This is a genomic window from Methylobacterium sp. J-088, from assembly GCF_022829295.1.
Taxonomy (GTDB): Bacteria; Pseudomonadota; Alphaproteobacteria; order Rhizobiales; family Beijerinckiaceae; genus Methylobacterium.
Window position 1 is genome coordinate 23,076 of sequence record NZ_JAKSYH010000028.1, and the last position, 12,507, is coordinate 35,582.

Sequence of the window (12,507 nt, forward strand, 5' to 3'; positions counted from 1 at the left end):
GTGAGTTTCTGAATAACAGAACCGGATCAGACGCTTATTGAGGCGCCCAGGGTAGAAAGGCGCCACATGCGCACACCTTTCCGCTTGCCCGCATCGCCAATTCGCTCTTGCATCGCAGCCCGCGAGAGGTTTTGAACTATGCGGTAAGCTATGGCTTTCCGCAGCATCACGTCATCTTCGTCCCAGCCCTTTGCGCGGATGATGGCCCGCGTGATCTCCCGCGTATCCAGAGGCTTCCCAGCTTCCGCTATGGCTGCCTTGCACAGCTTGAACATCTCCCCATAGGCGAACAACCGGTTGAGGTTGGCGTAGGCCGGGAAGCGGGTCTGTGTGGACGGGGATAGGTCATAAAGCGCCAGCACAGCGTTGACGCTGGATAGATCGCGCTCAGCAGCGGCGAGCTGGCGCCGAAGCTCACGGATATGAGCCTCAATCTCGTTACGCTTCCCAGTGAGGGTGTTGACGATCTGAGGGAGGGCCATCAGGCGACCGCCCCCTTCAGAAGCTGATGGCGCTGCCAGTAGCCCTTCCAAACCCGAGACGGGGCATGGGCGAGCGCGGCGCCCGTGATGATGGCGTACTGGCCGCCGTTGGACATGCGGCGGTAGTTCTCGCGCCAAGCCATCTCACGCGCGTAGGCGGCGAGGTACGGGCCGGCGATCCGATGATGTACGCCCATCTCAGAACGGCGCAGACGGGCGAAATAGCTCTCTGCCTGATTGGTGCAGGCCTCGCCGTCGCTGTAGCTCTCTTGGTGATTGATGCGGTGGGTAGTGAAGCTCTTGTGCAGCCGGTCCCAGCCCTTCGCCTCGTCCGCGTGAACGACGGAGCCGGGCAGCACGCGAGCCTCAATCGTCTCCACCGACTCGGCCTCAGATCGGAAGGCGAAGGTGAGGGCCTTACCGTTGCGCTCACGGATCACGACGACGACGCGACGCTTGCCGGTCTGGTTCTCAGCGAGGCGACGGTCGCGCCGATCCGCCTTCATGTTCTCAGGGCGGACGTGGCCGCCGAAGTAGGCGCCATCCACCTCAACGGTGCCGGACACGGTAGCTTCGGCCGTCTCAGCCGCGACAGCCTCACGAAGCTTGTGAGCCATCACGAACGCCGTGCGGTACTGGACGTTCAGGTCGCGGGAAAGTTGTAGGGCAGAGTGACCCTTGGCGCCGTTGGCGAAGATCGCGATGGCAAGGAGGTGATCGCGGATCGGGAGCTTGCGCGAGGCGAAGATGGTGCCGCTGGTGACGCTGTACTGGTGGCGGCACCCAGCGCACTTGAACAGCTTGCGAGTGGCGATGAACGAGTGCTTGAGGCAGCCGCAGCGCGGGCAGAACGGCTGCCCCTCGGTGGCCTCCCAGCGGATCGCCTTGAACGTCTCCCAAGCCGCGTCGTCGGACAGACGGGCGACCTGAGCAAGGGAGAGGGAGCGAGCGGCTTTGGAGAGGAGGAAGTGCTGAACCATCGCGGCCACCCGAACGTTTTGCATTGAGGTGGACGATATGCGTTGCTTGGGATCAGGTCAACGCTTTTCGGTGCCTTGACGCAAAAAAGCGAACGCGCTAGATCCAACTCACGATGACGCCAGAGCACTGTCGAGCTGCGAGAGGATGGTTGGGCTGGTCGCAAAACGATCTGTCCACAAGATCAAACGTGGGCTTGAGCACGATCCGCTCGTTTGAGAACGGATTGCGCACCCCGATCGCCAACAACCTGCTGGCAATGCGACGCGCGTTTGAAGAGGCCGGCATCACCCTTACGGATGAGCCGGCCGGGATCACTTACTCGGCAGCGTCAGAGAAGAACGGGACGGGCATCGCCCCATGATGGGAGAGGCCGCGCACGATCTTGGAGACCGTGCCGCCGTTGACGCAGAAGTAGAAGGCGGCCCGATCCTGCTTCCAGCCGAGAACCTTGACGGCGTGGAGGATGTGGCAAGCGGTGAGGTGGTCACAAGCGTAAGTGGTCATAGCTGGTCCTTAACGCCGTTCAGGCGAATTGAAGGGGACCGGCTTGAACGAGACGACCAAAAGTGCGACTCTGAGCCTGTGGGGCTGTCGCTTTTGGTCGCTGTCCAAGCCGGATAGCAATTGAAATGATGGTTCTGGCTTCGGCTGGTGTTAGCGCACCGGCCGAAGCCGTTACCCTCTTCTGAGGGCATGGTTGTCGGCCATGGCGTTCTCCTCTGTTAGCGCCGGACAGACGCGGGGTGGAACGGATAGGTCAGACGAGACGAAGCGCCTTAAGGCGCCCGTCATCATCCGACCCGGCATCTGAGCCGTTCGACGCTGGAACGTCGGACGGCTCATTCTCTTTAGAGACAAGCTTATAGCAACCGAGTCCGGTCTTCTCGATCACCCCTTGGCGAACGAGGCGCTGAATAGCGCTATAGCCATACTGCGGATTACCGCTTTGGCGTTCTCCAAACTCGTCGCTCTCGCGCAACATCTCAATAATTGATCTCGGGGCTAGCTCGCCATTCTCTCGAATGGCGTTAAAGATGAAGAGATTAGATCCTTTTAGGCCTGAAAATCCAGCGTCTTCATCTATTGTATCCGCCGCAGACAGTTCTTCAAACAAGCTATGGCGATAAAATTTGTCACCATGCTTTGTAATTTGGGCGTCGTTGTGCAACCGATTGAGCGCATTGTAGAGACCATTCGGATTGCGCGTGATTTTATCTTTAGCCTCTAAACCTCCATTCTCTCGGATGAACAGAGCGATATCTTTGGGAAGCATGCCCGTAGTAGCAGCGTCCAACGCTTCCATAACAGCTTGTCGCCAGACGGAGGATCGTTCCGTCCCATCGCCTTCTTTGTCCGACGCTTCAACGATGCCGGAGAGGAAGTGAGCGGGGACAATCAACCGGACTGCGTCAAGCCACCGATCCTCAGCAGCGAGCTTTTGCTGAAGCGTGTCAATCTGTTCTGCGATCTGATCACGCTTTGCCTTCCGGGCGAGGATATCCTCGCGGGTCAAGCTAAAGCTCCAAGGTGACGACTCAGCCACGCCACGCGCTCCGGTTGCGGTAGCAAGGTGCCCGACTCTAAATATATTTGCAAGCCACTCCTCTCATCCGACCTGGGAGGTTGGGAGGTTAGGAGGTTGGGACCTCCGGAGGTTCGAAACTTCGAAGTACTGAAATCGTCAATCGACCTCAACGCTTTTAGGTGAGGTTGCTGCATAATACCGGATAATCGAGCGCCGCCAGCGCCCGCAGCAGCGCCTGAACCACCGCGGCCTCCCGGTAGAGGGGGACCAGGACGGTGTAGACCGGCAGGGCGGAATCGGTGAGGGGCGGCACCGCAGCCGTGATCGGGGCCGCGATCGCCAGGGCTGCGAGGCGGACGGTCGTCAGGGCCAGGAACAGGCTCTGCACGATCAGCACCGCCGCGCGGGCGAGCGGCGCCGGAAGTGCGGCCCAGAGCGAGAGCCCGGCGGTGAGCGTGAGAGCCAGGACCAGCAACCACCAGACGGCGGACTCGCGCGCATTCGCCTGCCCGGGCGCGTGCCACGCGCGATCCTGTGTGGCGTAATCCGCCACCCGCTTCGGGATCGCGGCGAACACAGCCTCGCGCAGGTGGGTCGGGCTGGTGATAGCCACCGGGCCGATCCGGCGTGGGCTGCCGAGCAGGCTCGCGATGATCTGGCCGCGCGGCGCCACCACCCAGGGCACCGCCGAGTCAGAGGCCAGCGGCGCGAGACCGGTGACCAGACTCTCGGGAAAGCGCAGGCCCGGACCGAACCGGATCGGGCCGGCCAGATAGGGGGCCCCGAGCGCCCGGGCGAGGGCACGGTAATACGCCGCCTCCTCCATCAGGCCGGCATTCAGCAGCGCGGTCGCCGCATCTGTGCCGGCCTTGGCCGCGTCGGCGGCGGCCCGGATCAGCAGCCGGCTCTCGACTCCCTCCCCCCGCAGGAAGGCGATCTCCGGCGGCAGGCCCCCCGGCCCTGCCGACGAGCGATGGAACGGCACGCCACGCTCCCCCGGTGGCCCCCGGACGTGATAGGGACGGCGGGTGAGCCAGTCCCTGTCCCCACGCTCCGATCGGAGCACAGCCCACCTCTCGGAAGCGCCCACGGATGTGGCGCGCTCAAAGGCGGCTCTAAGGCCCAGTCTAAGCCCGCTCTCTTGCGCTGACCTTGCGTCTCGTCCGGGGAACGCCCGCGCGGCGCGGCACGGCGGACGGTGCAGTCCCATCCGGTTCGCGGCGGCCGTGCTCGCATTCGCCCTGTGCATTGTGTGGGGCGGGCCGCCACGGAGCGCCGCGGCGGCGGAGAGTCAGGCTGCGACGCCCGTCGTCACGGTGCCGAATTTCTGGAATCCGCGCAGCCGCGGCGAGCGGGTCGAGGCCCCCCAGACCGGCCGGGCGGTCCGCTTCCTCACCGACGACGAGTTCCCGCCGCTGCACTTCGCCGGCCCAGACGGCAACCCGACGGGTTTCGTGGTCGAACTCGCCCGCGCGGTCTGCGAGAAACTGGCCATCACCTGCACGGTTCAGGCGCGCCGCTTCGACACCCTATTGGACGCGCTGGACACCAAGCAGGGCGACGTGGTCGCCGCCGCGATCCCCTTGACGGCGGGCCTGCGCGAGAAATTCCTGGCGACCCGCCCGTATTTCCGATGGGCCGCGCGCTTCGCGGCCCGGACCGACAAGGGCCTGCCGGTCCCCTCGGCTGCGGCACTCGCCGGCCGCAGCGTCGGGGTGATGGCCGGCAGCGCGCATGCCGCCTACCTGAAGGCGTTCTTCCCGAAGGCGGTGCCGAAGGATTTCACCGACCTGACGGCGGCCGAGGGCGCGCTCAAGCGCGGGGAGATCGATTACCTCTTCGCCGACGGCCTCAACCTCGCCCTCTATGTCGGCGGCCAGGACGCGGAGAATTGCTGCGCGCTCACCGGCGGCGACTACCTGGAGAACCGCTATTTTGGGGAGGGGATCGGCCTGATCACCCGCCCGGAGGACGCGGCCCTCTCGCGCGCCCTGGACGATGCGCTCCAGCGGGTCTGGGACGACGGCAAGTACACCGAATTGTACCTGCGGTTCTTTCCGGTTAGCCCGTTCTGAGACACACCAAGGCTTCCACTGGAAGCGCGAAGCGGGAATCCTGCACGGCGTCGGGTCTCCATGGATCAGGAGCGGCGCATGACGGATCTGCTCGAGAAGGCCGTGGCGAAGGCACGGGTCCTCGCACCGGAGATGCAGGACGAGATTGCCCGGCTGATGCTGGCCATCGTGGATGATGGGGCTTCCGTCTATCGGTTTATGCCGGAGGAGGAGGCGGAACTCGACGAATCCGAAGCTGCGGCTGCACGTGGCGACTACGCCACGGATGCGGAGGTGCGCGCCATTTGGGCCAAGCATGGGCTGTGAGACTGCGTCTAATCCGCCCCTTGGCCGACCAGCTCGATAGCGTGCTCGCCTACTGCGCCCAGCGGAACCCGCAAGGGGCTCGTCGTGTGCAGAAGCGTCTGCGAGCGCTCATGGATCTTCTGCTGCACCATCCCTTCGTGGGTTCGATGACCGCCCGCGGCGGCATCAGGCCCGTCGCGGCACGTCCGTATCCCTATGCCATCACCTATCGCGTTGCCGATGACGAGATCATCGTCCTCGGGATTCGACACACCGCTCGGCAGCCGCAAACCTGAACGCCAGCGGAGGCGCCGTGTCGCCTCTGGTCCGCGGCCCTGAATCCCCGCCTTGCACCGCCGGGCGTTCCGCTCCGGTGCGAACCGCTCTAGGGTGCGCGCTCCCAATTCGCGCTCATCCCAGAAGACATGCCCCCCGCTCCCCCAGCCCTGACACTCGATCCCGACACCATCGAGGCCGCCACCACCGCCGCCGCCTGGCCCTTCGAGGAGGCGCGCAAGCTCGTGGCGCGGCTTGAGAAGACCGGCAAGAAAGAAGTGCTGTTCGAAACCGGCTACGGCCCCTCGGGCCTGCCGCATATCGGTACGTTCGGGGAAGTCGCCCGCACCTCCATGGTGCGGCACGCCTTCCGGGTGCTCACCCGCGACGCGGTGCCGACCCGGCTGATGGCCTTCTCGGACGACATGGACGGGCTGCGCAAGGTGCCCGACAACGTGCCGAATCGCGAGATGCTGGCCGCCCATCTCAATCAGCCGCTCACCCGCGTGCCGGACCCGTTCAGCACCCATGACAGCTTCGGGGCGCACAACAACGCCGAACTGCGCCGCTTCCTCGACGCGTTCGGGTTCAGTTACGAGTTCCGCTCGGCCACCGAATGCTACCGCGCGGGCGTGTTCGACACGGTGCTGCTACGCGTGCTGGAGCGCTACGATTCCGTGATGGAGGTCATGCTGCCGTCGCTGCGCGCGGAGCGCTCGGCGAGCTATTCCCCGTTCCTGCCGCTCCACCCGGTCACCGGCCACGTCATGCAGGTGCCGATCGACGAAGTGAAGGCCGAGAGCGGCACCATCGTGTGGCGCGATCCCACCACCGGCGAGCGCTACGAGACCTCGGTGACCGGCGGCCACGCTAAGCTGCAATGGAAGCCCGATTGGGCGATGCGCTGGGTCGCGCTCGGCGTCGATTACGAGATGGCCGGCAAAGACCTGATCGATTCGGTCAAGCTCTCGGGCAGGATCGCCCGGGCGCTCGGGGGCGAGCCGCCGGAGGGCTTCAACTACGAACTCTTCCTGGACGAGAAGGGCCAGAAGATCTCGAAGTCGAAGGGCAACGGCCTGACGATCGACGATTGGCTCAAGTACGGCACGCCGGAATCCCTGAGCCTGTTCATGTACACCAAGCCGCGCGAGGCTAAGCGCCTGTTCTTCGACGTGATCCCGCGGCACGTGGACGAGTATATCGGCTTCCTCGACCGCTACGCCGGCCAGGACACGAAGCTGCGGCTCGGCAACCCGGTCTGGCACCTGCACGCCGGCACCCCGCCCGAGCCCGAGCGGGTCGAGGGCGCGAGCCTGACCTTCGCGATGCTGCTCAACCTCGCGGCGGTGGCCAACACCGAGGATCCGGCGGTGCTGTGGGGCTTCATCCGCCGCTACGCGCCGCGGACCGGGCCGGAGACCCATCCGGGCCTCGACCGGCTGGTGGTCCACGCCCTGACGTATTTTTCGGATTTCGTGCGGCCGGCCAAGACCTATCGGGCGCCGACCCCCGAGGAGCGGGCGGCCCTGGAGGATCTGTCGGAGACGCTGGCGGACCATGCCGGCTCCACCGATCCGGAGGCCTTGCAGGCAGCGGTCTACGAGGTCGGGCGGCGCCACTTCCCCGACACGTCCGGCAAGGCCAAGAGCCCGGACGGGCGGCCCGGCGTGTCGCAGGCGTGGTTCACGAGCCTCTACAACGTGCTGTTCGGCGAGGCCCGGGGGCCCCGGTTCGGCTCCTTCGTGGCCCTTTACGGCGTCGAGGAGACGCGGGGCCTGATCGCGGCGGCCCTGTCGGGCGCGCTGGTGGCCGAGCACGAGGCCTTCACGGCCGGCAAGAATGCGGCCTGAGCCTGCGATGATCGTCGACAGCCTCGCCGCCCTTGAGGCGATCTACCACGCACCCCTGGCGCCCGCCTCCACGGTGAAGGTGGCGGTCTCGGTCACGCCGGACTATGCGGCGCTGATCGCGGCCTCGCCCTTCGCGGTACTGGCGACCTCCGGCCCAGAAGGGCTCGATTGCAGCCCCCGTGGGGACCGGCCGGGCTTCGTGCGGGTCGCCGATCCGCACACGCTGATCCTGCCGGACCGGCGCGGCAACAACCGGATCGATTCCTTGCGCAACATCGTGCGCGATCCGCGGGTGGCCCTGCTGTTCCTGATCCCGGGCTCGGGCACGACGCTGCGGGTGAACGGGCGGGCGGTGATCTCGGCCGATCCGGACCTCCTCGCCTCCTTCAGCGTCGACGGCCACGTGCCGCGCACCGCAATCGTGATCACGGTCGCGGAGGTGTACTTCCAGTGCGCCCGAGCGATCATCCGGGCCAAGCTGTGGGATCCGGAGGCCCGGGTCGATCAAGCGAGCCTGCCAACCCCCGGGGCGATCCTGGCCGCGCTGACCGCGGGTGAAGTCGGCGGCCAGCGCTACGATGCGGAATGGCCGGGACGGGCGGCCAAGACGATGTGGTGAGGTCCACGGGCTGCGCCGCTGCAGTCCGGACGCCTTCGTGGAACGGTTGCACCCGATCCGCTCCCGTACGGTTTCAGCTCAGCCTTCAGGGGCCGAAGCTTACTCCGCTGCGGCTCCCTCCCGGCTGCAACCGGCAGCCAGGGCGGCGACTCCCTTTCGGGCACCGGCCAGCGGGATCGATTCCGTGTCATCCGAGAGTGTGATGCGGAGTGTCTGGCCGGACAGAATACGGACCCATTCGGGACTCAGAGCCGGCTCGGCCTTAAGGATGATGGTGTCGTCGAGTTCCTGTTTTTGCGCGCGCATCGGCAAAGCGAGCTTGCCGCCCTCGGACGCGAACACGACCTTGGCTCGCGTCCCGTCACGCGTCCGGTCCCGACCATCGATGTAGGAGACGGTAAACCGGCGGCTTCGTGTGTCGCAGATCAGCACGAGGCTCTGGTCGTCGGTCTCCGGCGCCTCGTAAGCGAGCAGGATGGTTCCCTCGCCATCGCGCCGGGCCCATTGCATCTCGGTCTGCGCCGACGCCGGCCCGGCGAGCGAAAGTCCCACGACCGTCGATGCGGTCAAGCCGAGTCGCCGCCTTGCCATGAAGACTCCAAGTCATCCTGGCGGCGTCAGCCGCTCTCATGCCTCGGGGCCATGATTTAACAGCACGCCATCCGGAGAGAAATAGCCTTCCGCACTGCGTTTCTTGGCGCTGACCGTGCGCCGCCTTGGGGATCGATCTTCGGTATCTGGCCTGACTTTGGTCGGGCACCTTCCGGCATTGGAGGACACGTGCCGGCATGGAGGATGAGCCGACCCGCTGCCGGAATCAGGCCGCTGGGCGTGCGGGTCGGAGGGCCCTTACCCCACCAGCGCCAGATCCTGCGTCTCGGTATCGGGGATTACATCGACCTCGACCTTGAGGCGCTGCTTGCCCGAGCCGCTGACGATGCCGTCCAGCGGTGCCACGTCGCCGTAGTCGCGGCCGCGCGCCACCACGATGTGGTCGTCCCGCACCGGCACGCCGTTGGTCGGGTCGAGGCCGAGCCAGCCCGCGCCGCACCAGACTGCGACCCAGGCGTGGCTCGCATCGGCACCGCGCAAACGCGGGCGCCCCGGCGGCGGCACCGTGCGCAGGTAGCCACTGACATAAGCCGCCGGCAGGCCCATGCCCCGCAGGCCCGCGATCATCACGTGGGCGAAATCCTGGCAGACCCCGGCCCGCAGGGCGAAGGATTCGGAGAGCGGCGTGTAGACGTTGGTGGCGCGGGCATCGAACCGGAAGTCCCTGCCGATCCGCAGCATCAGGTCATGGGCCGCTCCGTAGGCGCTGCGGCCGGCTGAAAAGCTCGGCCGTGCGTAGGCGGTCACCTCGGGCAGCAGCGGCACCCGGCCGCTTGGGAACAGGAAATGCACCGGCGCCCGGCCGCCGAGATCGCACCCGGCCACCACCGCGTCGCGGACCCGCTCCCAGGCCGTCCCGGATTCCGGCGGCGGCGGGGCCGCGCGTTCGACTCGCACGGTGGAGAGCGCCTCGACGCTGAAGACGGTGTGGGGCGTCTCCAGGGTGATCGCCAGCGCGTCGATCCCGAAATAGTCGTGCCGCGTCACCGCAGTGGCGGGGCTCGGATCGATCGTGACGGCGCTCGCCAGCACGCTCTGGCCCTCACCGTCCTGCGGCTTGAGCCGCAGGGTGCAGCGGGCGAAGCGCACCGGCCGGCCGTAGCGGTAGGTGGTGCGGTGGCGCAGCGTATAAATCATCCCGGCGGCCATGCCGTGAGACGTCTGTCGCCCGTGGACGCCGGCAAGAGCGAAGGCGCGTCGCAGCTCGTGCTGCGGATTGTTCTTGAAGCGACAGCGTCAAGAACGCCCATCATCACGCCAGCCCCGTCAGTTTTTCCGGGCGCAGCGCGTTCGGGCCCGTCGGAAAGTAGCGCGCCGCGATCCCGTCGGCGAGGCGTTCGAGGTCGGTCTCCAGGGCGGTCAGGCGCACGGCATCGAAATCGGCGGCCTTGCCGCTGCGCAGTTCCGCCAGGATCCGGGTGGCGAGGCGGACATGCGGCTCCGGGATACCGTCGGCGGCGAGCGCCGGCAGGTCGGCGAGGTGGCGGGTGATCGCCTCCGCCTGGAAGGCGATCGAGCGCGGGTTGTAGGGGTCGAGCAGCACCAGGTCGCGCACGGGATCGAGGGCCGCACCCTGCAGGTAGCGGCGCCCGTAGCTGATCTGCGAGTCGCAGAGCGACAGCATCACCCCGAGGCAGCCCGGCGTCGCCTCGTCGTTGGCGAAGGCGAGCGCGAAGGTGCAGGTGTTGACCGCCCGCTCGATCCGCCGGCCGAGCTCGACGAAGTGCCAGCCCTCCGCCCGGCTCATGTTCTCGTGGGTGAGGCCGGACAAAGCCGCGAGCTGGCTCAGCGCCCGCTCGGCGCGGCCCGCGAGCTGGGATTCGGCCAGCGCCCACCCGGTGTCGAGGGAGAGGGACTCGCCGAGATCGGCGAGCACCCTCCAGGCCTCGCCGGAGAGGCGGGCGCGCAAGGCGGCGGCGTTGCGGCGGGCCGACTCGACATGGGCCCAGGCCGAACCCGGCCGCTCGCGCCCGGCCAGGGCCTCCTGGGCGAGGCGGGCGGTGGGCAGATCGGCCGCGCCGATGGTGGCCCACTCGTACAGGAGGGCCCGCAAAGCCAGGGCGGCCGGCGTGTCGAGGGCGCCCGAGATATCGGCCCCGACCGCGTCGCCGACGCTGCGCAGATGAGCCAGCACCAGCCGGATCACTGCCTCGGCGCGTTCCAGGTAGCGGCCGAGCCAGAACAGGCCGTCGGCCGCCCGCGCGGGGAGGTGTCCGCCGACCCGCCGCACCCGCGGTGCCGCGTGCAGACCGATCGCGGGCGCGGCGACCGGTTTTTCCGAGAGCACCCAGACATCCGCCGAGCGGATGCCGAGCCGCAATTCGATCGGATCGACATCCTCGCGTTCCGCGACCCGGCAGAAGCCCCCGGGCATGACCTGCCAGCCGAGCGGCGTCCGCGTGGCGAAGACCCGGACAACGAAGGGGCGGGGCGCCAGCGAGAGGCCGTCCGGGCCGCGCTCCCAGCCCGGCATGGTCGAGAGCGGCGCGGCCTCCTGGGCGACGTAGTCGAACGGTCGATCGCGCAGGGCCGCCACCACCCGCTCCCGCTCGGCTGCCAGGACGGGGCCCGCTAGGATCGCGTCGCGCCCCGCCCCACGCTGGGGCGTCGCGGCCGGGCGCAGGGTCAGGCTGTCGAGGTTGGCCTGCGCGTGCGCGAGGCCTTCGAGGTCGCCACACCACCACGTGCGCGGATGGCCGAGCCGCAGGGGCTCGCCGAAGATCCGGCGGGCGATGCCGTCGAGATAGGGGGCGAGCGCGGCCGACTCCACGAGCCCCGAGCCCGGCATGTTGGTCACCACCAGGGAGCCGTTGCGCAGGGCCTCGAGAATACCGGGGACGCCGAGCCGCGAAGCCGGGTTCAGCTCCAGGGGATCGAGAAAGTCGGAATCGATCCGGCGCCACACGGCGTCGGCGCGCTTCAGGCCCGAGACGGTGCGCACGTGCAGGCGCCCATCCTGCATGACGAGGTCGTCGCCCTCCACCAGCATCAGGCCGAGATAGCGGGCGAGCGCCGCCTGCTCGACATAGGTGCTGCTGTAGGGGCCGGAGGTCAGCAGGCAGATCCGCGGGTCGATCCGCTCGGCGCCCAGCGTCAGCCCATCGCGAAACGCCTGGAAGAACGCCGGCAGGCGCTCGACATGGAGGTCCTGGACGAGGTCCGGGAAGGTCCGGGCCAGGACCATCCGGTTCTCCAGCGCCCAGCCGAGGCCCGAGGGTGCCTGCGTCCGGTCGGCCAGCACCTGCCAGCGCCCGTCCGGTCCCCGGCCGAGATCGGCGGCGTAGAGCTTCAGGTAGTGGCCGCCGGGGGGCATGACCCGGTGGAGCGGGTGCAGGAATTCGGGCGTGCCGGCCACAATCGCGGCGGGGAGCAGCCCCTCCTCGACCAGCCTTCCATCGCCATAGACGTCGGCGAGGATCGCCTCCATCAGCTCCGCGCGCTGGACGATGCCGGCGCTCAGCGAAGCCCATTCGGCGCCTTCGATCACCAGGGGCAGGCAGCCGAGCGGCCAGGGATGCTCGCGCTGGTCGCCGGCGATGCGGAACGAGATGCCGGCGTCCCGGATGTGCCGCTCCGCCGCGACGAAGCGGGCCAGGATCTCCGTCTCGGTCAGGCCGCCGAGGCGGTCGAGCAGGCGCGGCCAGGCCCCGCGGGGCTGGCCGTCCGGCCCCAGGAACTCGTCCGGCCGCCCGGGGACCGGCCGGTAGCCCGCGGCCCAACGGGCGACGCGCGCCAGCGGGTCCTCCGCCGGCTCGGCCCGGGCGAGGCTCTCCGCGAGCGCCGCCTCCATCACGGCCCCCCG

Annotated in this window: 14 protein-coding genes; 6 read left to right on the forward strand and 8 right to left on the reverse strand. The window is 67.8% G+C overall.

The annotated features are described in order from the left end of the window. Positions 1-26: 26 nt before the first annotated feature. Positions 27-482 (reverse strand): hypothetical protein, encoded by a 456-nt coding sequence (locus tag MKK63_RS01960; RefSeq protein ID WP_243998204.1) that lies wholly within the window; start codon positions 480-482, stop codon positions 27-29. After that, entirely contained in the window at positions 482-1,462 is a 981-nt protein-coding gene (locus tag MKK63_RS01965; protein WP_243998206.1) for an IS1595 family transposase, read from the reverse strand. Before MKK63_RS01965 ends, MKK63_RS01960 begins: the two co-directional genes overlap by 1 nt. 113 nt (positions 1,463-1,575) lie before the next feature. Between MKK63_RS01965 and MKK63_RS01970 the strand changes: the two genes are divergently transcribed. Further along, positions 1,576-1,824, forward strand: coding sequence for a multiprotein-bridging factor 1 family protein (locus MKK63_RS01970; protein WP_243998209.1), 249 nt, complete (start codon positions 1,576-1,578; stop codon positions 1,822-1,824). Here MKK63_RS01970 and MKK63_RS01975 read toward each other — a convergent pair. The 3 genes from MKK63_RS01975 to MKK63_RS01985 all read right to left on the reverse strand — a co-directional run bounded on the left by MKK63_RS01975 (position 1,779) and on the right by MKK63_RS01985 (position 3,973). Beyond that, the gene (locus tag MKK63_RS01975) at positions 1,779-1,967 is read right to left on the reverse strand and encodes a hypothetical protein (protein ID WP_243998211.1); all 189 of its coding nucleotides are present in this window, start codon (positions 1,965-1,967) and stop codon (positions 1,779-1,781) included. The two genes, MKK63_RS01970 and MKK63_RS01975, sit on opposite strands and share 46 nt — an antisense overlap. Before the next feature lie 253 nt (positions 1,968-2,220). Continuing rightward, positions 2,221-2,976, reverse strand: coding sequence for a hypothetical protein (locus MKK63_RS01980; RefSeq protein WP_243998213.1), 756 nt, complete (start codon positions 2,974-2,976; stop codon positions 2,221-2,223). Positions 2,977-3,163: 187 nt separating this feature from the next. Beyond that, entirely contained in the window at positions 3,164-3,973 is an 810-nt protein-coding gene (locus tag MKK63_RS01985; protein ID WP_243998216.1) for a hypothetical protein, read from the reverse strand. Between the two features lie 265 nt (positions 3,974-4,238). On the opposite strand from MKK63_RS01985, the gene MKK63_RS01990 reads away from it, so the two are divergent. From MKK63_RS01990 to MKK63_RS02010, 5 genes are all read left to right on the forward strand, one after another. Further along, complete coding sequence (locus MKK63_RS01990) at positions 4,239-5,063, forward strand: transporter substrate-binding domain-containing protein (protein WP_243998265.1); 825 nt, start codon at positions 4,239-4,241, stop codon at positions 5,061-5,063. Between the two features lie 78 nt (positions 5,064-5,141). Then, positions 5,142-5,369, forward strand: a complete 228-nt coding sequence (locus tag MKK63_RS01995) for a hypothetical protein (RefSeq protein WP_243998218.1) — start codon at positions 5,142-5,144, stop codon at positions 5,367-5,369. Beyond that, positions 5,366-5,644: a type II toxin-antitoxin system RelE/ParE family toxin gene (locus MKK63_RS02000; protein ID WP_267427177.1), complete on the forward strand. Its 279-nt coding sequence runs from the start codon at positions 5,366-5,368 to the stop codon at positions 5,642-5,644. The genes MKK63_RS01995 and MKK63_RS02000 overlap by 4 nt, the downstream gene beginning before the upstream one ends. Before the next feature lie 129 nt (positions 5,645-5,773). After that, entirely contained in the window at positions 5,774-7,474 is a 1,701-nt protein-coding gene (locus MKK63_RS02005; RefSeq protein WP_243998220.1) for a lysine--tRNA ligase, read from the forward strand. A gap of 7 nt (positions 7,475-7,481) precedes the next feature. After that, entirely contained in the window at positions 7,482-8,093 is a 612-nt protein-coding gene (locus MKK63_RS02010; RefSeq protein WP_243998222.1) for a pyridoxamine 5'-phosphate oxidase family protein, read from the forward strand. 99 nt (positions 8,094-8,192) lie between these two features. On the opposite strand, the gene MKK63_RS02015 is transcribed toward MKK63_RS02010, so the two are convergent. The 3 genes from MKK63_RS02015 to MKK63_RS02025 all read right to left on the reverse strand — a co-directional run bounded on the left by MKK63_RS02015 (position 8,193) and on the right by MKK63_RS02025 (position 12,495). Further along, the gene (locus tag MKK63_RS02015) at positions 8,193-8,663 is read right to left on the reverse strand and encodes a hypothetical protein (RefSeq protein ID WP_243998223.1); all 471 of its coding nucleotides are present in this window, start codon (positions 8,661-8,663) and stop codon (positions 8,193-8,195) included. A gap of 279 nt (positions 8,664-8,942) precedes the next feature. After that, positions 8,943-9,842: a transglutaminase family protein gene (locus MKK63_RS02020; RefSeq protein WP_243998268.1), complete on the reverse strand. Its 900-nt coding sequence runs from the start codon at positions 9,840-9,842 to the stop codon at positions 8,943-8,945. A gap of 115 nt (positions 9,843-9,957) precedes the next feature. Then, positions 9,958-12,495 carry a circularly permuted type 2 ATP-grasp protein gene (locus MKK63_RS02025; protein ID WP_243998270.1) on the reverse strand — a complete coding sequence of 846 codons (2,538 nt, stop codon included), beginning with the start codon at positions 12,493-12,495 and terminating at the stop codon, positions 9,958-9,960. Between the last annotated feature and the right edge of the window lie 12 nt (positions 12,496-12,507).

What these genes read in the sequence shown, in the direction of transcription:
- MKK63_RS01960 (WP_243998204.1), bottom strand. Translation starts at nt 482, where the DNA reads ATGGCCCTCCCTCAGATCGTCAACACCCTCACTGGGAAGCGTAACGAG.
- MKK63_RS01965 (WP_243998206.1), bottom strand. Translation starts at nt 1,462, where the DNA reads ATGGTTCAGCACTTCCTCCTCTCCAAAGCCGCTCGCTCCCTCTCCCTT.
- MKK63_RS01970 (WP_243998209.1), top strand. Translation starts at nt 1,576, where the DNA reads ATGACGCCAGAGCACTGTCGAGCTGCGAGAGGATGGTTGGGCTGGTCG.
- MKK63_RS01975 (WP_243998211.1), bottom strand. Translation starts at nt 1,967, where the DNA reads ATGACCACTTACGCTTGTGACCACCTCACCGCTTGCCACATCCTCCAC.
- MKK63_RS01995 (WP_243998218.1), top strand. Translation starts at nt 5,142, where the DNA reads ATGACGGATCTGCTCGAGAAGGCCGTGGCGAAGGCACGGGTCCTCGCA.
- MKK63_RS02005 (WP_243998220.1), top strand. Translation starts at nt 5,774, where the DNA reads ATGCCCCCCGCTCCCCCAGCCCTGACACTCGATCCCGACACCATCGAG.
- MKK63_RS02010 (WP_243998222.1), top strand. Translation starts at nt 7,482, where the DNA reads ATGATCGTCGACAGCCTCGCCGCCCTTGAGGCGATCTACCACGCACCC.
- MKK63_RS02020 (WP_243998268.1), bottom strand. Translation starts at nt 9,842, where the DNA reads ATGATTTATACGCTGCGCCACCGCACCACCTACCGCTACGGCCGGCCG.
- MKK63_RS02025 (WP_243998270.1), bottom strand. Translation starts at nt 12,495, where the DNA reads ATGGAGGCGGCGCTCGCGGAGAGCCTCGCCCGGGCCGAGCCGGCGGAG.